Raw genomic sequence first — 21,236 nt, 5'->3', positions numbered from 1 at the left:
CGGGACGGAGGCAGCCGGCGATGGCGACGGTGCGCGAGGCCACGTACGACCTGCTGCGCGCGCTCGGGCTGACCACCGTCTTCGGCAACCCCGGCTCGACCGAGGAGCCGTTCCTGGCCGACTTCCCGGCCGACTTCCGCTATGTGCACGCGCTCCAGGAGGCGTCGGCGGTCGCGATGGCCGACGGCTACGCGCAGGGCACCGGCCGACCCGCCCACGTCAACCTGCACACCGCGCCGGGCACCGGCAACGGCATGGGCAACCTCGTCACCGCCTGGCACAACCGGACCCCGCTGATCGTCAGCGCCGGCCAGCAGACCCGCGAGATGCTGCTGATCGAGCCCCGGCTGGCCAGCCCCCGGGCGGTCGAGCTGGCCCAGCCGTACGTCAAGTGGGCCCACGAGCCACCGCGCGCGCAGGACATTCCGGCGGCCTTCATGCGGGCGTACGCCACGGCGGTGCAACCACCCGCCGGGCCGGTCTTCCTGTCCCTGCCGATGGACGACTGGGACCGCGTCGCCGGCCCGCCGCCCCAGGTGCGTACCGTCGCCACCCGGTTCGGGCCGGACCCGGACCGGCTGCGTGGCTTCGCCACCGCGCTTGCCGCTTCCCGCGCCCCGGCGCTGGTGCTGGGCGCCGCCGTGGACCGGGCCGGCGGGTGGCCGGCGGCCGTCGCGCTGGCCGAGCGGCTGGCCGCCCCGGTGTGGGCCGCCCCGGCGCCGGAGCGGGCCGTCTTCCCCGAACGCCACCCGCTGTTCCGGGGCGTCCTGCCGTACGCGATCGGGCCGCTGTCGGAGGCGCTGCGCGGACACGACACCGTGCTCGTGGTCGGCGCGCCGGTGTTCCGCTACTACCCGCACGTGCCGGGCGACTACCTACCCGAGGGCACCCGGCTGCTGCACGTCACCGACGACCCCGACGAGGCGGGTCGGGCCCCGGTCGGGGAGAGCCTGCTCGGTGACGCCGGGCTGACCATGGCCGCGCTGCGGGAGCTGCTGCCGCCGAGCGACCGGCCCACGCCGCCGCCCCGCGAGCCACCGCCGGAACCGGAGCCGGCGGACCCGCCCAGCGCCGACGCGCTCTTCGTGGCGCTCGCCGCCGCCTGGCCGGCGGACGGGGTGCTGGTGCAGGAGTCGCCGTCCAACCTGTCCGCGTTGCGTCGCCGGCTGCGGATCGACCGGCCACGCTCGTACTTCACGATGGCCAGCGGCGGCCTGGGCTTCGGGTTGCCGGCGGCGGTGGGGCTGGCGCTCGCCGAGCGGGACAGCGGGCGCGGTCGCCCGGTGGTCGTGGTGATCGGCGACGGTTCGTTCCACTACTCGGTGCAGGCGCTGTGGACCGCGGCGCGGCTGCGGCTGCCGCTGCCCGTCGTGGTCCCGGTGAACCGGCAGTACGCGATCCTCAAGGCGTTCGCCGAGCTGAAGCACACGCCGGGCGTGCCGGCGCTGGACCTGCCCGGGCTGGACGTGACCGCGGTGGCGCGCGGCTACGGCTGTGCCGCCGAGGTGGTGTCGCCGGACCGGCTGGGCGCGGCGCTCGCCGAGGCGCTGGCCGCGGACCGGCCCACGGTGCTGGCGGCGCCGATCAGCACCGAGGTGCCCCGGATCCTGTGATCCGGGGGCGGCCCGGCCGGGGCGGCCCCGCCGAGGCGGCCCGGCCGGGGCGGCTCAGCCGGGTCGGACGGTCAGCGGGAGGCCGCTGCCGACGTCGAGCACGGTGCGGTCGCCGAGCGGGGCGTCGAGCGTGACGCTCACCGGCGCCATCTTGAGTTGCAGGGTGCAGACGCCGGTGGGCCGGACCACCGAGGCGCCGACCACCACCACGTCCGGTCGTTCCAGCACCAGCGGGGTGGGCTCGCTGTCGCAGGCGCCGACACCGACGGTGTAGTCGAGGCGGTCGCCCGCCACCGCCCGCAGCCCCTCCGCGGCGACCAGGCCGCCCGGCAGCGGCCGGCCGTCCGCCGCGCCGCTCGGCGCCGCGCCCACCGCGCGCGGCGCGACCGCGAGCCGGGCCACCGGTACGGCCATCTCGTCCACGGTGAACAGCCACGCCGGCACCTCGGCCCGGCCCCGGCTGGTCCACACCGGCGCGCTGCCCAGCCGCACCGCGGTCACGGTGAGCGGGATGCAGGGCGTCGCGGCGGTGGTCGACGCCGGGCCCTCCGGGCCGGGCTCGACGGTCGGCCCGCCCGGCTCCGGCGATCCGGGCCGGGACGTCCGCGGTTCACCGGGCCGCCCGTCGCAAGGCGGCGGATCCCCCTGGTCCAGTTGCGCGTACGCGTCGGCGGCGCTGATCAGCGGCACCCGCAGCTCGCCGTCGGGGAACCGGATCGACCCGTCCGGCGGGACGGCGGCCGGCATCTTTATCTGATCCCGATACCAGCCGGCGTTGAACGCCACCTTCGTGTCGCCGGTGAGGCCCGGGTCGCCGGTGAGCACGGTGGCGTCCTGGAGCGGGACGTACCCGTCGTGCCACTGCTGCCCCGGCTGCCAGCGTCCGGCCACCTCCTCGGCGCGTTGGGTGAACGCGGCGGGCTGGTCCGGGCCGGCGGGCGGCGCGGTGCCGGCCCCGGGCGCGGCGCAACCGGAGAGGACCAGCAGCGGAAGCCCGAACAGGGCGACAGATCGGCGCATACGGATTGGACGCCCCACCCCCCGCCCCGGTTCCCCACCCCGCCCCGCCCCGCCCCGCCCCGCCCCGCCCCGAGCGCACGCTTTCACGGAAAGAGTGGCTGTTTCGCGCCGCATAGCCACTCTTTCCGTGAAAGCGCGGGGACGGCGGAGTGGGGGGGGCGGGGCGGGACGAGTGTGCGCCCCGGTCCTGGTGGACCGGGGCGCACAGGGTGGTGGAGGTGCCGGGAATCGAACCCGGGTCCTTCGCCGGTTTGTCAGGGCTTCTCCGAGCGCAGCTCGCTATGCCTCTACTCGGCCCCACCGCTCACGCGAGCAAGTTGGTGTGACGGGCCCAGTCGCTGATTGATCTCGCCGCACGGACCCCGCGACCGGGTCCGATTGGCCAGCCTTCTAGCTGATGCCGGCTAACTGGGTCGAAGGCGCTCCCAGGCCGACAGACTTGCTACTCGCCTCAGGCGGCGAGAGCGAAGTCAGCGCGATTGTTCTTGGCGCTTATTGGTTTCCGACGACCGATTCTCGAGACGACGTCGGCTTCCTCGGCTCGCTTCCCCTGTCGCTGCGTACGAAGTCGAAACCAGTCACCCCCTCGACGGGCTGCCCCTGTCGGCAGCACCACCAAGCCTAACGCCTGCCGCAACCGAATTCATCCCGAGGCCGGCCCGCCGAGCCGACAACCAGACGAAGCGGACTTTTCAGTCATCCATTCCCTTGCCGCGCCGGCCCGCCGCCCGGGCGATCTCCCGGTCGGCGTCCCGCTTGGCGAGGTCCTGCCGCTTGTCGTACGACTTCTTACCCCGGGCCAGGCCGATCTCCACCTTCGCCCAGCCGTCGGAGAAGTAGACCTGCAACGGCACCAGCGTGAGACCGCTCTCCTTGAGCTTGCCCAGCAGCCGGTTGATCTCCAGCCGGTTGAGCAGGAGCTTGCGGGTGCGCCGGGGCTCGTGGTTGGTCCAGGTGCCCTGGGCGTACTCCGGGACGTGCATGCCGTGCAGGTAGAGCTCGCCGTCGCGCTCCTGGGCGAACGCGTCGACCAGCGACGCCCGCCCGGCTCGCAGCGACTTGACCTCGGTGCCGGTCAACGCCATGCCCGCCTCGTACGTGTCCAGGATGGCGTAGTCGTGACGCGCCTTCTTGTTGGAGGCGACCACCTTGCGCCCTTTTTCCCGTGGCACGGCGCCACCCCCTCTCGATCGACTGAAGATCATGCTACCGGAACCACAAGAGCCCTCCCGCGCCGTTTATTCCGGCGCGGGAGGGCCCTCGGAGAGCCGTACGGGCAACTAGACCCGCAGGTAGAAGCGGAGCGTGACCCACGCGGTGATCGCGCTGACCAGGCCACCGACGGCGGCCATCAGCGGGAAGGTCAGGAAGATCTCGGACCAGGAGATCGGGGTGATCAGCCCCTCCAGGGCCGCCATCGAACTGCCGGCCGCCAGCGTCTTCACACCGATCAGCGCGACCAGGCCGAGGATGGAGCCGATCAGGCCGGCCACCACCGCCTCCAGCACGAACGGCGCCTGGATGAACCAGTTGGACGCGCCGACCAGCTTCATGACCGCGACCTCACGCCGCTTGCTGTACGCAGCCACCTGGATCGTGTTCGCCACCAGCAGCAGCGCGGCGGCGGCCATCACGATCGCCAGCGCCAGCGCGCCGTTCTGGATGCCGGTGAGCACGCCGAAGACCTTGTCGAGCAGCTTGCTCTGGTCGACGATCGTGTCGATGCCCTCGGCGGTCTTGTACTGGTCGTAGATCTGCTTGTACTGCTGCGGGTCGTTGAGCGTGAGCCGGAACGACTCCGGGAGCTGGTCGGGCTTGACGGCGTTCACCAGGTCCGGCGCGTCGGCGTACATCTGCTGGAAGCGCTTGTACGCCTCGTCCTTGTTGACGTACGTGACGTCCTTGACCAACGGGTCGGCGTTGAGCTTGCTTTCCAGGTCGGCGCGCTGCTGCTCCTGGACGTCGGTCTTCAGGAAGATCGAGACCTGGACGTTCTCGTAGTAGAGATCCTTCATGTCGCCGACCTTCTGGTAGAGAAGGCCGCTGCCGCCCAGCATGAACAGCGACACCGCCATGGTGATGATCATGGCGATCGTCATGGTGACGTTGCGCCACAGTCCGACCAGTACCTCGGACAGGACGTACTTCATCCGCATCGGGATATTCCTCCGGCTCTCCGGCGTGAGGTGTTCGTCGTCGGGATCAACGGGTCGCCTGGTCGGCTCAGCCGTAGACGCCGCGGGCCTGGTCGCGCACGATGCGGCCGCTCTCGATCTCGATCACCCGGCGCCGCATCTGGTTCACGATGTTGGAGTCGTGGGTGACCATCACGACGGTCGTGCCGGTGCGGTTGATCCGGTCCAGCAGGCGCATGATCTCGATCGAGGTGTCCGGGTCCAGGTTTCCGGTCGGCTCGTCGGCCAGCAGGATCAGCGGCCGGTTGACGAACGCCCGAGCCACCGCGACACGCTGCTGCTCACCACCGGAGAGCTCGTGCGGGTAGCGGTGCTCCTTGCCGCCGAGACCGACCAGTTCCAGCACCTCCGGCACGACCCGACGGGCCACCGCCTTCGTCTTGCCGATCACCTCGAGCGCGAACGCCACGTTCTCGTACGCGGTGCGGTTCGGCAGCAGCCGGAAGTCCTGGAAGACGCAGCCGATCGAACGCCGGAAGTGGGGTCGCTTCCAGGAACGCATCGATGTGACGTCCTTGCCGTTGACGACGACGCGGCCCTTGTTGGGCGTCACCTCGTGCAGCAGCAACTTGATGATGGTGGACTTGCCGGAGCCGGATGGACCGATGAAGAAGACGAACTCGCCCTTCTCGATCGAGACGGACACGTTGTCGAGCGAAGGCCGGGACGCCTTCGGGTACGTCTTCGTCACTTGCTCAAGCTGAATCACGGGTCGAGAGTCTACGCGGTGTAACCGCAGAGCCAAGCCCCACGCCCCCCAGATGCGGTGCGCGTCATCGATTTACCGGGTCAGACCGAGATCGATGACGCACTCCGTCCGGCCGCGATCACGCACCGTCAGCGCTGAGTTGCTGCTGCTTCCGCCAGCGGATACCCGCCTCGATGAAACTGTCCAGCTCACCGTCGAAGACCGAGGACGGATTGCCCGTCTCCTGCTCGGTACGCAGATCCTTCACCATCTGATAAGGATGCAGCACGTACGACCGCATCTGGTCGCCCCACGACCCGGCGGCGTCGGTCTTCAGGCCGGCCATCTTGGCCTGCTCCTCCTGCCGCTTGCGCTCCAGCAGCCGGGCCTGGAGCACCCGCAGCGCGGAGGCCTTGTTCTGGAGCTGGGACTTCTCGTTCTGGCAGGTGACCACGATGCCGGTCGGGATGTGGGTGATCCGGACCGCCGAGTCGGTGGTGTTGACGCTCTGCCCACCCGGCCCGGAGGACCGGTAGACGTCGATCCGCATCTCGTTCTCGGGAATGTCGATGTGGTCGGTCTGCTCCACCACCGGCAGCACCTCGACGCCGGCGAAGCTGGTCTGCCGGCGGCCCTGGTTGTCGAACGGGCTGATCCGCACCAGCCGGTGGGTGCCGGACTCCACGCTGAGCGTGCCGAAGGCGTAGGGCACCTTCACCGTGAAGGTGGCCGACTTCAGGCCCGCCTCCTCGGCATACGAGGTCTCGTAGACCTCGGTGGGGTAGCCGTGGCGCTCGGCCCACCGCAGGTACATCCGCAGCAGCATCTCGGCGAAGTCCGCGGCGTCCACCCCACCGGCGCCGGCCCGGATGGCGACGAGCGCCTCCCGGGAGTCGTACTCACCGGAGAGCAGCGTGCGGACCTCCATCTCCTGGATGGCCTTGGTCAGCCCGGTGATCTCCGACTCGACCTCGGTCAGCGCGCCCGGGTCGGACTCCGCCTGGGCGAGCTCCAGCAGCACCCCGGCGTCGTCGAGCCGGGAGCGCAGGTCGCCCAGCTTGTTGATCTCGCCGTTGACGTACGACAGCTGCGACGTCACCTGCTGCGCCTTGGCCTGGTCGTCCCACAGGTCGGGCGCGGAGGCCTCCTGCTCCAGGCGGGCCTTCTGCTCGCGCAGCTTGTCGAGGTCGAGCACGGCCTCGATGTTGCGCAGCGTGGCGTCGAGTTCCTTGAGCTGTTCGGCGTAATCGGCAGCGGTCACGACAGACAAGACTACTGCGTACGTCCGGCGACTTGTCGCAGGTGGTCAGCCGGCTGGCGCGGTCTTCAGCCAGGACAGCGCCGCCCGGTGGTACGCGACGGCGAACTCCAGCGCGCTGGCGTCGTAGTTGTCGCCCTCCTTCTTCGCGTTCTTGACCTGCTCCCGGACCGCCGCCAGCGCCTCGGTGTGGTATTCGTTCGCCGAGGCGAACAGGTTCTTGAGCTGGCTGGACGAGTGCAGGCTGCCGAACGCCATCCGCAACGCGATCGGGTTGCGGATGGTGTCCTTGCCGGGATTCTCCGCCAACCAGCGGGAGAATGTCCGTTTCCCGGCCGCCGTGAGCGCGTACGGCTGGCTCATCCGCGGCCCGGGCTTGCCGAGCCGCACCAGACCCTTCTCGGCCAGGACCGGAAGCTCCCGGTAGACCTGGCTGCGGGTCATCGACCAGTACGGCGCCAGTCGGCGCTCGGCAGCGGCCATCAACTGGCCGCCAGTCATCGGGCCGTCGTGCAGCAGACCGAGCAGGGCTGCCGCCGTCGGGTTGACTCCGGATTCCGCCATGCCCTCTAAGCTGCCACTTTGTCGACTCCGGCGTCCAGGTTTTGCCGTTTTCGCCACTCCCAGGCGGTCCGAAGTGCACCGTCCCCCGACGACAGATGTTAGGAGGGGCCCCTTCTTAACAGACGTCTGTTAAGAAGGGGCCCCTCCTTACACCTCAGCCCATGTGGGGGTAGGTGTGGTCGGTCGGCGGGACGAAGGTCTCCTTGATCGTCCGCGGCGACGTCCAGCGGACCAGGTTGTGCCAGGAGCCCGCCTTGTCGTTGGTGCCGCTGGCCCGCGCGCCGCCGAACGGCTGCTGCCCGACCACCGCGCCGGTCGGCTTGTCGTTGATGTAGAAGTTGCCGGCCGCGTACCGCATCTTCTCCGCCACCTGGTCGACCACCCGGCGGTCGGTCGCGAAGATCGACCCGGTGAGCGCGTACGGCGCGATCGACTCGGCCTGGGCGACCACCTCGTCGAAGCGGGCGTCGTCGAAGACGTGCACGCCGAGGATCGGGCCGAAGTATTCGGTGGTGAACGTCTCATGCGCGGCGTCCGAGCACTCGAAGAGCGTCGGCCGGACGAAGTATCCGACCGAGTCGTCGGCCGTGCCGCCGGCCAGGACCCGGCAGGAGTCGTCGCCCCTGATCAGCTCCAGCGCGGCGGTGTGCCGGCCGAACGCCCGGTCGTCGATCACCGCGCCGCCGAAGTTGCTGAAGTCGGTCACGTCGCCGTAGGTGAGCGCGTCCGCGGACGCGGCGAGCCGGTCCCGCAGTCCACCCTCCCAGATCGACCGCGGCACGTACGCCCGCGAGGCGGCCGAGCACTTCTGCCCCTGGTATTCGTAGGCGCCCCGCAGCAGCGCGGTGTGCAGCGCGTCCACGTCGGCGCTCGAGTGCGCGACCACGAAGTCCTTGCCGCCGGTCTCGCCGACCAGCCGGGGATAGCCCCGGTAGCGGGCGATGTTGTCGCCGACGGTCCGCCAGAGCTGCTGGAAGACCTTCGTGGAGCCGGTGAAGTGGATGCCGGCCAGGTCCGGGTCGGCGAGGACGACGTCGGAGACCTCCTCGCCCCGCCCGGTGACCATGTTGATCACGCCGGGCGGCAGGCCGGCGGCCTCGAACAGTCGCATGGTGAAGTGCGCGGCGAACTGCTGGGTCGGGCCCGGCTTCCAGACCACGGTGTTGCCGAGCAGGGCCGGCGCGGACGGCAGGTTGCCGGCGATCGCGGTGAAGTTGAACGGGGTGACCGCGTAGACGAAGCCCTCCAGCGGCCGGTGGTCGAAGCGGTTCCACACGCCCGGCGAGGACAGCGGCTGCTCGGCGAGGAGCCGGCGGGCGAAGTGGACGTTGAACCGGAGGAAGTCGATCAGCTCGCAGGCCGCGTCGATCTCCGCCTGGACCGCGGTCTTGGACTGGCCGAGCATGGTCGCCGCGTTGAGCGTGTCCCGCCAGGGGCCGGAGAGCAGGTCGGCGGCGCGCAGGAAGATCGCGGCCCGCTCCTCGAACGGCAGCGCCCGCCACATCCCGGCGGCGCCCTTGGCCGCCTCGACCGCGGCGCGGGCGTCGTCGTGGGTGGCGTGCCCGGTGACGCCGAGCACGTGGGCGTGCTTGTGCGGCTGGACCACGTCGATGGACGCGCCACCGGCCATCCGTTGCTCGCCGGCGATGGTCATCGGCAGGTCGATCCGCTCGGCGGCCAGCTCGGCCAGCCGCCGCTGGAGCCGCTCCCGGTCGGCGCTGCCGGGCTCGTAGGTGTGTACCGGCTCGTTGCGCGGCTCGGGGACGGAGAAGACGGCGTCCATCTCAGGCTCCTGTGCGATCTCGACGGCGATGGCGAAACCGGACCCGCGGGCACCGACCGGGCGGTCGGGTGCCGGACACCGCGCGGCGGACCGGTCGCGGCGGCGGGACCTGCGCCGATTGTTTCACGCGGCCCGCGCGCACCGGGCTCGGCATCACACGACAGACGGCACCCGCATTCTCCGGACCCTCGGCCCGACCGCGTCACGACCGACGAAACATCGGCGACAGCCACACTCGGCATGCGATCCTTCGGCACCCTCCCGCCACCCGCCCGGCACGTCGGCGCGGTGGGCCGCCCGCCCGGGAGAGCGTCCCGCGCCGCGTACGCTGGGTGGCCGGTGACCTGCCCGCCCGGCGCGGGGAGATCCGGCGTCCGTCGAAAGGGAGACGATGAGCAACCAGCCCGGCAGCTCCACGGCCGCGGAGCCGGACCAGCCCGAGGCCGTCGCGCCGCCCGCCGGCGGCGACAAGTCCGTGGGCGAGGGCGCGCCGGCGGTCGGCCGACCGGAGTACGCGCCGGCCGCGCTGCCGCTGGCGCTGCTGTCGATCGCCTGGCTGGCGGCCATGCTCTGGTCCACCCGCGAGGCGATCACCTCGACCGCGGCCGGGGTCACCGCGATCAGCCTCTCCGCGTACGCGCTGCCCGGCGTGATCACCGCGGCGCTCGTCACCGGCGCCACGGTCGCCCTGGCGGCCACCAACCGGCTGGGCCGGGTCTCGCTGCGCTTCCTGGCCACCGTCGGCGCCGGCCTGCTCGCCGGGCTCGCCGCCGCGGTGGCGATCAACCTGACGTACGCCGACAACGCCACCACCAACACGATCGCCGGCACCACGGCGGCGGCCACGATCATCGGCGGGGCGATGGCCGGCGCGCGCCAGGCGCGGGTGGTGGCCGGTCTCGCCGCCGCCACGCTCGCCGCGCAGGTCTTCGTGGTGGTGTTCAGCCGGGCCCGGGACCCGCTCTCCGAGCTGTTCGGGGCCGGCGAGACCCAGCAGTCGGTGCTCGACGCCGCCAAGTGGGTGTCCCGGACGGAGTCGCTGCTCGCCGGGTTGCTCGCCGGCCTGGTGGCCTACCTCTACCTGACCTGGTCGCGCCGGCGGGCGGAACGCCGGGACGGTGCGGCGTCGCCGTTGCGCTGGCCGGCGTACCTGGTGGCCGGCGCCGGGGCCGGCCTGCTCCTGCTGCTCACCGAGGTGATCATCCGCGTCGGTGGGCGCGGCCTGCTCGACCTCGCCGCCGCGCTCAGCGAGGCCGACCGGGTGGCGCAGACCGCTCTCGGCACCTCCCGGGTGGACAACGGGATCTGGGTGCTCTTCGTGGGCGCGCTCACCACGCTCATCGTCTTCGGGCGCTCGCTCGGGCCACGCGCCGTCGCCGACGAGGACGACGACGACACGCCGGCGTCCTGAGCCCGGCGTCCGACCGGCTCAGCCGACCTGGCGCAGCAGCAGATCCAGCTCGGTCACGTCGTACCACTCCAGCTCGTGGTCCTCGACGCCGTCGACGGTGAACTGGGCGTCCGGGTCACCGGCCTGCGCCTCGGCCACCACCTCGACGGCGGCGGCCACGTCCTCGGCCGCCTCCGCGCCGTCCACGTGGATCGCGGCGATGGACGTCACCGGCACCGGCCCGGCCGGACGCACCACGCTGGAGCCCAACTCGCCGCCGTGTCGACCGATCGCCCGGACAGGCAGGTCGGCCGAGACCACCACCCGCCGGCGGGAGGCGGTGGGATCGCCCCGCAGCAGGAGCAGCGCGTCCTGGGCGGCCCGGGTGAAGGCCACGTACTCCAACTCCTCCTCGTCACCCTCGGCGTACCACTCGCGCAGCTCCGGGGTGACCGCGTGCGCCGCCTCGACGCTCAGGCCCTCGTCGCGCAGCCGGGCGAGCATCGGAACGGTCGCCGGCAGGTACACCCGGACAAGCTCGTCGGTCACGGTCTCTCCCCGCACTCTCCGCCGCTCGCCGGCGGGTGCCGGCTCCGGGCGCCGATCATGCCGTACGCCGTGACCGTCATACACCCGCCCCCGCGGAAGGAGAAGCGTTCCGCCGGTGTGTCCGCCGAAATGGGGCCTGGGAGGTGTCACCGCCTGGTGGCAAACTGAGGCAAACGAAACCAACCCCGGGAGTCACCGTGGAGTCGAGGTTCCTGTTGCTGTCCGACGTCGCTGCCGAGCTGAACGTGTCGGACTCGCAGGTCTACCACATGGTGCGCAGCGGCGAGCTGCCCGCCATCAAGATCGGTGGACGGGGTCAGTGGCGGGTCGAGCGCGCGCGCTTGGAGGAGTACATCGAGCGCAAGTACGCCGAGACCGCGGAATGGGTACGCGGAAATCCGCTCGGCGAGCGCGACATGGAGTGACCTTCCGCTGACGGTGGGCCATTGACGCGCGCGGTTGTCGTGCCCGAAGATGAGCATCTGTCGCAGGCAAACAGAGGCAAACGCAAGGATTCGAGGGCTGACATGGTTGACACCCGCCGTCCCCGAGCACCGCGTCCACCGGTCCGTCTCCGGCCCGCCCCGCCCCTCGACCCGCCCTGCATCGACGACGACCCAGCCTGGAGTCATGCCGGCCAACTCGCCCTCGACCTGGTCGACCCGCGCCGACGGGAGCCCGACCGGCCCGCCAACCGGGCCCCCGACCGCGCTCCCGGCTGGCCCCGCTGGTCCTCCGCCGGCCCACCGGCGGGCTGCACCCCGCCCGGTGCCGCAGATCAGGCGGCGCCCGACGTGCCCGCCGCCACGCCCGAGGCCGCGCGGGCGGCGTACCGGTTCATCCGCACCTTCTTGGAGATCGTCAACGGCTTCCGGCCGCCCGGGCAGCTACGACCGCTCTGCCTGCCCGAAGCCGTCAGCACGGTGTCAGCCGAGCTGACCCGGGCGGCGCGCCGGGTGACCCCGGTCCGCCGCCGCACCGCCCGGCCCACCCTGCACCTGCGCCGTCTGCGGGTCTGCGAGCCCCGGGCGGGCGCGGTCGAGGCCACCGCCGTGTTCCTCGGTGCCGGCGGCACCAGTTGGGCGGTCGCCGTGCGTCTGGAGCGCCACCGGGGCAACTGGTTCTGCCTCGTCCTGGACGTCCTCTGAGCATTGATCCGCACCACCTCGGCGAAGTGGTGCTTTCCGTGCGGCCGGATGCCGCCACCTCGCCGAACCGGCGTCGGGCGGGGCGGATCGAGCGGGACCGGACCGGGCCGCTGCGCACGTACGGGACCGCGGAACGTCGACGGGCCCCGGCCGGTGGCCGGGGCCCGTCGAGCTGTACCTGAAGGTCAGTTGCCGCCGTTGGGCGAACCGTGGCAGCGCTTGTACTTCCGCCCCGACCCACACGGGCAGGGCGCGTTACGGGACGGGCCCTCGCCGCCGTCGACCTGCGGCGAGGCGGACCGCCTGGCGGTGCCCGCGGCGACCGCCTGGCCGCTCGACCCGCCGGCGCCGGCCCGGGTCCGGCGTGGCGTCGAGGCGGCGGGACGCTCCGGAGTGGCCTGGCCGATGCCAAGCGCCGGCGCCTGCTGCTCGACCCGCTCGATCACCGGGGAGCCACGACCGGCCTCCCCGTCGACCGCGGGCGCGGAGTATTGCAGGCCCTGCTGCTGCGGCGTGCGGTTGAGACCCTTGGCCCGGATCTCCACCGGCTTGTCCAGCAGCTGCACCTCCTCGGCCTCCGGCTCGGCCTCCTCGACCTGCACGTCCAGGTTGTAGAGGAACCCGACCGTCTCCTCCTTGATGCCGTCCATCATGGTGGCGAACATGTCGAAGCCCTCGCGCTGGTATTCGATCACCGGGTCGCGCTGGGCGTACGCCCGCAGGCTGATGCCCTCCTGGAGGTAGTCCATCTCGTACAGGTGCTCGCGCCACTTGCGGTCGATCACCTGGAGCAGGACCATCCGTTCGAGCTGACGGACCGCCTCCTCGCCGAGCTGCTCCTCACGCCTGTCGTACGCGGCGTTCGCGTCCTCCTTGAGGCGGGCGAGCAGGAAGTCCTGGTCGAGGCCGGCCCGGGAGCCGACCTCCTCCTCCAACTCCTCCACCGTGACGGCGACCGGGTAGAGCTGCTTCAGGCTGGACCAGAGCTGGTCGAGGTCCCAGTCCTCCGCGTAGCCGTCGCTCGTCGCGCCCACCACGTACGCGCCGACCACGTCGTCGATCATGTTGCGGACCTGGTCGGACAGGTCTTCGCCGTTGAGCACCCGGAGGCGCTCGGCGTAGACCACCTGGCGCTGCTTGTTGAGCACCTCGTCGTACTTGAGGACGTTCTTCCGGATCTCGGCGTTCTGACCCTCGATCTGGGCCTGGGCGCTCTTGATCTGGCGGGTGACCATCTTCGACTCGATGGGCACGTCCTCCGGGATGTTGAAGCGTTCCATCACGGCCTCGACCGCGCCGGCCCGGAAGCGCTTCATCAGCTCGTCCTGGAGGGACAGGTAGAAGCGCGACTCGCCCGGGTCGCCCTGCCGGCCGGCGCGACCGCGCAACTGGTTGTCGATCCGGCGGGACTCGTGCCGCTCGGTGCCGAGCACGTAGAGCCCACCGACGGCCGCGACCTCCTCCGCCTCGGCGTCGCAGGCCTGCTTCCAGGTCGGCAGGATCTCCTCCAGCGCCTTGGCGTACTCCTCCGGCTGCTCGACCGGGTCGAGGCCGCGCTGGCGGAGCTCGTTGGCGGCCAGGAACTCGGGGTTGCCGCCGAGCAGGATGTCGGTGCCGCGGCCGGCCATGTTGGTGGCGACCGTGACTCCGCCCTTGCGCCCGGCCTGGGCGACGATCTCCGCCTCCTTGGCGTGGAACTTCGCGTTCAACACGGCGTGCGGGATGCCCCGGCGGCGCAGCATGTGCGACAGGATCTCGGAGTTTTCCACCGAGACGGTGCCGACGAGCACCGGCTGGCCCTGCTCGTGCCGCTCGGCGATGTCCTCGACGACGGCGTTGAACTTGGCCTTCTCGGTCTTGTAGATGACGTCGGGCCGGTCCATCCGGACCATCGGCCGGTGCGTCGGGATGGTCACGACGCCGACCTTGTAGACCTTGTTGAACTCGCCCGCCTCGGTCTGGGCGGTGCCGGTCATGCCGGAGAGCTTCTCGTAGAGGCGGAAGTAGTTCTGGAGGGTGATGGTGGCCAGGGTCTGGTTCTCCTGCTTGATCTCCACCCCCTCCTTGGCCTCGATCGCCTGGTGCATGCCCTCGTTGTAGCGGCGGCCGTGCAGGATGCGGCCGGTGAACTCGTCGACGATCAGGACCTCGCCGTCGCTGACGATGTAGTCCTTGTCGCGCTTGTAGAGCTCCTTGGCCTTGATCGCGTTGTTCAGGTAGCCGACAAGCGGCGTGTTGACCGACTCGTAGAGGTTGTCGATGCCGAGCCGGTCCTCGACCCGGGCGACCCCGCGTTCGGTGACCGCGATGGTGCGCTTGGAGTGGTCGACCTCGTAGTCGCCCTCGCCGTCGGTACCGGGCTGGAGACGGGCCACCACGGTCGCGAACTCCTGGTACCACCGGGCGGAGTGCTCGGCCGGGCCGGAGATGATCAGCGGGGTCCGGGCCTCGTCGATGAGGATCGAGTCGACCTCGTCGACGACCGCGAAGAAGTGGCCGCGCTGGACCAGCTCCTCCTTCGACCAGGCCATGTTGTCGCGCAGGTAGTCGAAGCCGAACTCGTTGTTGGTGCCGTAGGTGATGTCGCACTCGTAGGCCGCGCGGTGCTCGGTGGCGGGCCGGTTGGGCAGCACCACCCCGACGGTGAGCCCGAGGAAGTCGTGCACCCGGCCCATCCAGGCGGCGTCCCGCTCGGCCAGGTAGTCGTTCACCGTGATCACGTGCACGCCCTTGCCGGCGAGCGCGTTCAGGTAGACCGGCATGACCGAGGTGAGCGTCTTGCCCTCACCGGTCTTCATCTCGGCGATGTTGCCGAAGTGCAGCGCCGCGCCGCCCATCACCTGGACGTCGTAGGGCCGCTGGCCGAGCACCCGGGAGGCGGCCTCGCGGCACACCGCGAACGCCTCGGGCAGCAGGTCGTCGAGCGTCTCGCCGTCGGCGAGCCGTTCCCTGAACTGGTCGGTCATGCCGCGCAGCTCGTCGTCGCCGAGGTTGACGTAGTCGTCCTCGATCGAGTTGACGGCGGCAGCGATGGCCTTCAGCCGACGCACCATGCGGCCTTCGCCGGCGCGAAGGACCTTTTCCAGAATCGACACGGATCAACGCTCCCCTAGACGGTCTCGAACCATCGTAGGCGCTCCGGCGCGGCGATGGTCACTGGTGGCGGCGGTCCGGACCCGCGAACCCGACATAATGCCGCGACCGCGCGGGCGGCGGCGGCAAATCGGGTTACGCCGTCCGCGAACGATCCGGCACCATGGCTCGGATGGAGCCTGTGGAGATCGTCGAGGACGGGCTGGTGCTGCGCCCCTGGCGGGCGGAGGACGCCGACGCGGTGCACCGCGCCTGCCAGGACCCGGACATCCAGCGCTGGACCACCGTACCGCGCCCGTACCTGCCCGAACACGCCCTCGCGTTCGTGACCACGGTCAGCGCGAGCACCTGGGCGGACGGCACCGGGGCGCCGTTCGCGGTCTGCGACGCCGGCACCGGCGAGTTGCTCGCCTCCTGCGGCCTGGTCTCCGTCGACCGCGGGCTGAACTCGGCCGAGGTGGGCTACTGGACCGCGCCGGGGGCCCGCGGGCGGGGCGTCGCGGTGCGCGCCACCCGGGCCGTCGCCCGCTGGGCGTTCGACGCGCTCGACCTGCGTCGGATCACCTGGCAGGCCGAGATCGGCAACCACGCCTCCCGGCTGGTCGCGCTGCGGGCCGGCTTCCGGGTCGACGGGGAGCTGCGCCTGGCCCACCCGTCCGAGGAGGGCCGGCCGGAGGGGTGGATCGGCTCGCTGATCCCGACCGACCTGGCCGCGCCGGGCGATCCGGTCCCGTACGGTCCGGCCACGCTCCAGGCCCGCCGCGCGGCGGTCTTCGGCCGGCCGCAGCCGGTCCTGTTCGCCACCGCGGGCGACGTCGAGCTGCGGCTGCGCGCGCCCGAGGAACGCGACCTCGACGCGATCGTGACCACCTGCCGGGACGAGGACACCGTCCGCTGGACCACGGTGCCGCACCCCTACCAGCGCGAGCATGCCGTAGGTTACCTGCGGGACCTCGTGCGGCCGGCCTGGGCCCGCGGCACCGCCGCGATGTTCGCGGTGGCCGACCCGGACGACCGCTACGTCGCCTCGGTCGACCTGCGCATCCTTCCCACCGACCCGGTGGTCGCCGACGTCGGCTTCATGACCGCCCCGCACGCCCGGGGCCGGGGTTACCTACCGGCCGCGCTGGCCGCGCTCTGCGCCTGGGGTTTCACCACGCTCGGCCTGGCCCGCGTCGAGTGGCGGGCCAACGTGGGCAACACCGCGTCCCGCCGGGCCGCCGAGAAGGCCGGTTTCACCGTCGAGGGCACGCTGCGCGGCGGCGTCCCGCACCGCGGCGAGCGCCCGGACGTGTGGATCGGCGGACTGTTGCCGCAGGACCTGTGATGACCCCGGAGACGATCGAGGGGTACGGGGTCCGGCTGCGACCGTGCCACCTCGCGGACGTACCGGACATGGTGGCCGGGTGCAACGACCCCGAGATCCGCCGGTTCATGCCCCTGCTGCCCGACCCGTACGACGCCGACGCCGCGCGCTGGTGGATCGACGAGGGCGCGCTCGCGGCGTGGGCGGCGGGCGGGGCCGCGTACACGATCGCCGACCCGGCCACCGACCGGCTGCTCGGCAGCGTCGGGCTGACCCGGCTCAGCGCGGAGCGGGCGACGTACGAGATCGGTTACTGGGTGGGAGCGGCGGCGCGCGGCCGGGGCGTGGCGACCGCCGCCACCCGGCTGCTGACCGAGCGGGCGTTCGCCGCCGGCGCGGCCCGGGTGGAGCTGCTCACCCGCACGGACAACGTGGCGAGCCAGCGCATCGCTCTGACCTGCGGCTACCGGCACGAGGGCGTACGCCGGGCGGCGGGCGCGGACGGCGACGGCGTACGCCAGGATCTGATCGCCTGGGTGCGGCTGGCCGACGACCCGCCCGGGCCGGTCGCCCGACTGCTGCCGGACCTGCCGGACGGCCGGCTCACCGACGGCGTCGTGACGCTGCGCCCGGTGGAGCCGGCGGACACGGACGCGCTGTACCGGCTGCACTCACTGCCGGAGGTGGTGGCGAACCGGGTGCCGCCGGTGGCGCCGGAGCGTGCGGCGCTCGCGCGCCGCTGCCGGCTGGCGGCGAGCCGCTGGCTCGCGGGCGAGGCCGCCGACCTGGCGATCCTCGACGCGGCCACCGGCGCCGTCCTCGGTGGTTGCGCGCTGTTCTACGACGAGCCGGCCACCGGGCAGGCCATGCTCGGCTACAGCCTGCTGCCCGAGGCGCGCCGGCGCGGCGTGGCGGCGCGCGCGGTCCGGCTGGTCACCGGGTGGGCGTTCGGCATCGGGGTGGCCCGGCTGTGGGCCGGCACCCGGCCGGACAACGTCGCCTCGCAGCGGGTGCTGGAACGGGCCGGTTTCCGGCGGGAGGGGCTGTTGCGCGGCCGGCTGCCCGGCCCGGAGGGCGTCCGTGTCGACTCGGTGGTCTACGGCCGGCTCGCCACCGACGAAGAGTGAGGACGGGCCCCCGCGCGGGGGCCCGTCCTGACCGGTCAAGGGGTCATGTGTCGAGTTGGAGGACGCCGTAGTCGTACGCGCGCCGGCGGTAGACCACGCTGGGGCGGCCGGACTCCTTGTCGAGGAACAGGTAGAAGTCGTGGCCGACCAGCTCCATCTGGAACAGCGCGTCGTCGACGGTCATCGGATCGGCGGGGTGGACCTTCGCCCGGGCGATGTGCCACGGCTGGTCGTCGGGCTCCTCACGGACGTTCTCGTCGGGCCGGTCGGCGACGGCCGTGGCCGTGCCGTGACCGTCGCGCGCCGCGAGGCCGGGCCCGTCGAGGTCGGCCACCGGCAGGCCGGCGGTCGCGGCGGCCACCGAGAGCGGGGCGTGCCGCCCACGGTGCACCCGGCGGCGGTCGGCCGCCCGGCGGAAGCGGGTGTCCAGCTTGGCGATGGCGGCGTCGAGCGCGCTGTAGAAGTCGTTCGTGCATGCCTCGGCCCGGATCACCGGACCCCGCGTGACGCAGGTGATCTCCACCCGCTGGCAGTGGTCGACCTGGCGCGGATTGCGCTCGTGGAACAACTCGACATCCACGCGAATGAGCTTGTGGTCGTAGCGTTCGATCTTCGCGAGCTTTTCGGCTACGTGCACCCGGTAATGGTCCGGCACTTCGACGTTACGGCCCTTGACCACGATGTCCACGTGACCTCCCTTGTTCGGACGGTCGTTCGGTCCGGATCTTCCGGTCGACCCGCCGGGGAGAGCTCCGCTCGGCGTCGACCGGTGGTGTTCGGCTACGCCTCCTTCCAGTGCCGGGGAAGGTGTGCATCCTCACTACCCCCGACACCGAAACGCTAACTCCTGTTCGGTCGTCAGTCACCCCCGGTGCCCGAAGGTGGTCGCGAAATTTAACAGCTCATACACCTTGGGGTGAAAGGGATACACGAAGCGTTACCGTCGGTGCCGCTTTTGCGTTGCCGCGAGCACCGCCGCGACTTTTGGCGTCATTCCCGCGCGGCGCAATTTGCGGCTCACCGCTGCCAGGGTGGCGCCGGTGGTGACGATGTCGTCGAGCAGCACCACGGTCCCGGCCGGTGTCGCCGGAGCCGGAGCCGGACGGCGCAGCCGGAACGCCGCCTCCGCCGCGGCGGCCCGCCCGGCGCTGTCCAACGCCACCGAGTCCGGCCGGGGCAGTGCCCGCAGCGGCCGGAGCACCCGTACCGGCCAGCCGGCCGCGCGCAGCCGGGCCGCGGCGGGACGGACCAGCCGCTCCAGGTGGTCGCCGTAGCGGGACCGGGCGGCCCGGGCGGTGTCCGGCACCGCGACGAGCGTCACCGGGCCGGGTCGCCCCACCGCCGTCGCCACCACCTCGGCCAGCAACGCGCCCAACGGCCGGGCCAGCCCGTGCCGGCCCCGTTCCTTGTACGCCAGCAACCCCTCGCGCAACACCCCGCCGTACGGCCCGAGCGCGACGCACGGCGGCAGGCCGGGCGGGACCGGATCCGGCGTGGTCGGCGCGGGACGCAGCGACTCCAACTCGTCGACGCAGCGCGGGCAGAAGCCCTGCCGCAGGGTCGGGACGCGCGTCGCGCAGCCGGCACAGCCGATCGGCAGCACCAGATCGGTCAGGTCGGACCAGAGTCCCCCCAGGCCCGGCACCGGGACCTCAGTAGAGGAAGAAGGGCGCGGTCGGGTTGGCCGTCCGGCTGCCCGCCGGAAGGCCCAGCACCTGCTCCGGCGTGACGAAGTCGAACGGGTTGTTCCGCCAGGCCCCGCCGTTCGTCTCCCACATGTAGGAGAACGCCGGCAGCCCCCGGTCCCCACCTCCGGGGTACGCCGCGAGCTGGGTCACCGGTGCGCCGATCTCGGACTTCAGCGTGGACTCCCAGGCGCCGTCGATGGTGAGCTGATGGATGGCCGAGCGGCGCTCCGGGTCGTTGCCGGCCAGGACCAGTTGGTCCTCCGTGATCCAGTCGACCGCCGTCACGCCGGTCAGCAGCGTCGGCAGCCGGCGGGGCGGGCCCAGGCTCACCACGCCGCCCTCGACGCTCACCGGTGCGACATAGACGGCGCCGCCGGCGACGAGCGCGATCCGGTGGCCGTCGAGGGAGCCGGCGACCGCCACCACGCTCCCGGAGACGTTGAGCGGAACAAGGTTCATCTCGGCCGTCCCGTCGAACCGGTAGAGCTTGCCGTCGGCCGCCACCAGCCCCGCCGAATGGTTCTCGTCCAGGGAGCGCAGCCAGGTGGGCCGGCTCATCGAGTGGTAGGCGCGGTCGCTGCGGGTGAACACCGCCACCGGCTCCGGGCCGGTGCCCACCTTGAGCTGGACCTTCCGGTCCGGCCCGGTCACCACCATGGCGGCCAGCACGTGTTCGTCGGCGCGGGCGAACGACGCGGAGACCACGTTCCGGTTCTCGGCCGCCGGCAGCGGCACGGGGTCCCGCCGCTCGTTGCCGATGGCGAGCGGGTGGACGACGCCGTCATAGACGCTGAACCGGCTGGGGTTCGCACCGCGCGGGTACGCCGGATCCGTGTCGCGCTCCCGCTCCAGGTCGACGGTCAACCGTTTCTGGTTCTGGATCTTCAGGTCGAGGTGGCCGGTCAGCTCCGGCAGCGACCACGCCAGTTGGGTGCCGAGCCGGGCCAGCCGCGCCTCGGTGGCCCCGGGCATGCTCAGGTTGACCTCCCACTGGGAGTCCGCGCCGGTGGCGTTGTTGATCGGCCGGGTGCCGTCCGGCAGCCCGGTGACCCCGAACGCCAGCCAGTCGGAGGGGCCGCCGGTCAGCCACTTCACCACCTCGGTGACGCGCCGTTCGGCCGGCACCGAGGACGGAAGGTAGCGCAGGTCGGGCACCAGGCGGGTCTGGTCCGAGTTCCAGAAGTAGACGGTGCGCGACCGGTAGTATTCCCGCAGCGCCGCGTCGCTCGTCAACAGCACGTTCGGCAGGTTGGTGATGAGCAGCCCGGTCTCGGCGCGGCGCAGTTGGAACACGTACTCGGTCTCGGTGGCCCCCGGCGGGCCCAGCGTGCCGTCGGCGCGCAACACGCCGACCTGCTGCACCTTGATCCGCACGGTGAAGATGCCCTGGGGGTTCGCCGGGGTGCTCTCCGGCTTGGCCCGCAGCCGGACCACGGTCAGCTCGACCTCGCTCGTCTGCGGCTTGCCGGGCAGCAGGTTCCGGGCCTCGGCGGCGAGGAAGCTCCGGGCCCGGGTGTAGGCGTCGTCGCGTTCCCCGGCGGCGGCTGCCCGCAGGTAGTTCTCGATGAACGGCACCGGCTCGTCGCTGTCGGTCGGCGCGGGCGGCGAGGCCGGGGGGCCGTTGAGCGAACCGGCCTCGCCGGCGGGCACCGAGCCGTCGACCTGAACGCCGGTCTCGGCCGGGATGCCGCACCCGGCCAGCCCGGCGGGGAGCAGCACCCCGGCGAGCAGCAGCGCCAGCAGCCGGCCTCGCACGCGCCGTCCCGTCCCTGTTCGCGACTGCGGGGCTCGCAAACCCGGCTCACTCCTCGCGC

General features: G+C 72.1%; 18 protein-coding genes and 1 other RNA gene. 6 read left to right on the top strand and 13 right to left on the bottom strand.

The window, feature by feature from the left end; translation table 11 throughout:
• Positions 1–20: 20 nt before the first annotated feature.
• Positions 21–1,613: a benzoylformate decarboxylase gene (gene mdlC, locus O7619_RS09090; protein ID WP_282286958.1), complete on the top strand. Its 1,593-nt coding sequence runs from the start codon at positions 21–23 to the stop codon at positions 1,611–1,613.
• Positions 1,614–1,667: 54 nt separating this feature from the next.
• On the opposite strand, the gene O7619_RS09085 is transcribed toward mdlC, so the two are convergent.
• The 8 genes from O7619_RS09085 to pruA all read right to left on the bottom strand — a co-directional run bounded on the left by O7619_RS09085 (position 1,668) and on the right by pruA (position 9,121).
• Positions 1,668–2,633 (bottom strand): hypothetical protein, encoded by a 966-nt coding sequence (locus O7619_RS09085; protein WP_282286957.1) that lies wholly within the window; start codon positions 2,631–2,633, stop codon positions 1,668–1,670.
• A gap of 210 nt (positions 2,634–2,843) precedes the next feature.
• Positions 2,844–3,219: a transfer-messenger RNA gene (ssrA, locus tag O7619_RS09080) on the bottom strand.
• A gap of 106 nt (positions 3,220–3,325) precedes the next feature.
• Positions 3,326–3,805 carry an SsrA-binding protein SmpB gene (smpB, locus tag O7619_RS09075; RefSeq protein ID WP_281584820.1) on the bottom strand — a complete coding sequence of 160 codons (480 nt, stop codon included), beginning with the start codon at positions 3,803–3,805 and terminating at the stop codon, positions 3,326–3,328.
• Between the two features lie 108 nt (positions 3,806–3,913).
• A complete protein-coding gene (gene ftsX, locus O7619_RS09070; protein WP_281584821.1) occupies positions 3,914–4,789 on the bottom strand; it encodes a permease-like cell division protein FtsX in 876 nt (291 codons plus the stop codon).
• A 67-nt stretch (positions 4,790–4,856) separates the two neighbouring features.
• Positions 4,857–5,537, bottom strand: a complete 681-nt coding sequence (gene ftsE / locus O7619_RS09065; RefSeq protein WP_013284225.1) for a cell division ATP-binding protein FtsE — start codon at positions 5,535–5,537, stop codon at positions 4,857–4,859.
• A gap of 118 nt (positions 5,538–5,655) precedes the next feature.
• On the bottom strand, positions 5,656–6,777 hold the full coding sequence (gene prfB, locus O7619_RS09060) for a peptide chain release factor 2 (protein ID WP_281584822.1): 1,122 nt from the start codon (positions 6,775–6,777) through the stop codon (positions 5,656–5,658).
• Positions 6,778–6,822: 45 nt separating this feature from the next.
• Entirely contained in the window at positions 6,823–7,338 is a 516-nt protein-coding gene (locus tag O7619_RS09055; protein ID WP_282286956.1) for a PadR family transcriptional regulator, read from the bottom strand.
• 154 nt (positions 7,339–7,492) lie between these two features.
• Positions 7,493–9,121, bottom strand: coding sequence for an L-glutamate gamma-semialdehyde dehydrogenase (pruA, locus tag O7619_RS09050; protein WP_282286954.1), 1,629 nt, complete (start codon positions 9,119–9,121; stop codon positions 7,493–7,495).
• A gap of 391 nt (positions 9,122–9,512) precedes the next feature.
• On the opposite strand from pruA, the gene O7619_RS09045 reads away from it, so the two are divergent.
• A complete protein-coding gene (locus O7619_RS09045; protein WP_282286953.1) occupies positions 9,513–10,532 on the top strand; it encodes a hypothetical protein in 1,020 nt (339 codons plus the stop codon).
• Between the two features lie 18 nt (positions 10,533–10,550).
• Here the strand turns inward: O7619_RS09045 and O7619_RS09040 are convergent, their stop codons facing one another.
• Positions 10,551–11,060 (bottom strand): hypothetical protein, encoded by a 510-nt coding sequence (locus O7619_RS09040; protein WP_282286952.1) that lies wholly within the window; start codon positions 11,058–11,060, stop codon positions 10,551–10,553.
• A gap of 197 nt (positions 11,061–11,257) precedes the next feature.
• On the opposite strand from O7619_RS09040, the gene O7619_RS09035 reads away from it, so the two are divergent.
• Together O7619_RS09035 and O7619_RS09030 are read left to right on the top strand one after the other, a co-directional pair.
• A complete protein-coding gene (locus O7619_RS09035) occupies positions 11,258–11,485 on the top strand; it encodes a helix-turn-helix domain-containing protein (RefSeq protein WP_281584827.1) in 228 nt (75 codons plus the stop codon).
• Positions 11,486–11,587: 102 nt separating this feature from the next.
• Positions 11,588–12,208: an Rv3235 family protein gene (locus tag O7619_RS09030; protein ID WP_282286950.1), complete on the top strand. Its 621-nt coding sequence runs from the start codon at positions 11,588–11,590 to the stop codon at positions 12,206–12,208.
• A 185-nt stretch (positions 12,209–12,393) separates the two neighbouring features.
• Here the strand turns inward: O7619_RS09030 and secA are convergent, their stop codons facing one another.
• The gene (gene secA / locus O7619_RS09025; RefSeq protein ID WP_282286949.1) at positions 12,394–15,303 is read right to left on the bottom strand and encodes a preprotein translocase subunit SecA; all 2,910 of its coding nucleotides are present in this window, start codon (positions 15,301–15,303) and stop codon (positions 12,394–12,396) included.
• A 170-nt stretch (positions 15,304–15,473) separates the two neighbouring features.
• Between secA and O7619_RS09020 the strand changes: the two genes are divergently transcribed.
• Both O7619_RS09020 and O7619_RS09015 read left to right on the top strand, forming a co-directional pair.
• Entirely contained in the window at positions 15,474–16,628 is a 1,155-nt protein-coding gene (locus tag O7619_RS09020) for a GNAT family N-acetyltransferase (RefSeq protein WP_282286948.1), read from the top strand.
• Complete coding sequence (locus O7619_RS09015) at positions 16,628–17,734, top strand: GNAT family N-acetyltransferase (RefSeq protein ID WP_282286946.1); 1,107 nt, start codon at positions 16,628–16,630, stop codon at positions 17,732–17,734. Before O7619_RS09020 ends, O7619_RS09015 begins: the two co-directional genes overlap by 1 nt.
• Positions 17,735–17,777: 43 nt before the next feature.
• Here O7619_RS09015 and raiA read toward each other — a convergent pair whose 3' ends face one another.
• The 3 genes from raiA to O7619_RS09000 all read right to left on the bottom strand — a co-directional run bounded on the left by raiA (position 17,778) and on the right by O7619_RS09000 (position 21,177).
• Entirely contained in the window at positions 17,778–18,422 is a 645-nt protein-coding gene (raiA, locus tag O7619_RS09010) for a ribosome-associated translation inhibitor RaiA (protein ID WP_282286944.1), read from the bottom strand.
• 249 nt (positions 18,423–18,671) lie between these two features.
• A complete protein-coding gene (locus O7619_RS09005; RefSeq protein WP_282286942.1) occupies positions 18,672–19,379 on the bottom strand; it encodes a ComF family protein in 708 nt (235 codons plus the stop codon).
• Positions 19,380–19,386: 7 nt separating this feature from the next.
• A complete protein-coding gene (locus tag O7619_RS09000) occupies positions 19,387–21,177 on the bottom strand; it encodes an LpqB family beta-propeller domain-containing protein (protein ID WP_282286940.1) in 1,791 nt (596 codons plus the stop codon).
• Between the last annotated feature and the right edge of the window lie 59 nt (positions 21,178–21,236).

It is taken from the genome of Micromonospora sp. WMMD998 (assembly GCF_029581235.1).
Taxonomy (GTDB): domain Bacteria; phylum Actinomycetota; class Actinomycetes; order Mycobacteriales; family Micromonosporaceae; genus Micromonospora.
Note: the sequence above shows the minus strand (reverse complement) of the source record. Positions and strands in the feature narration are given on the sequence as shown.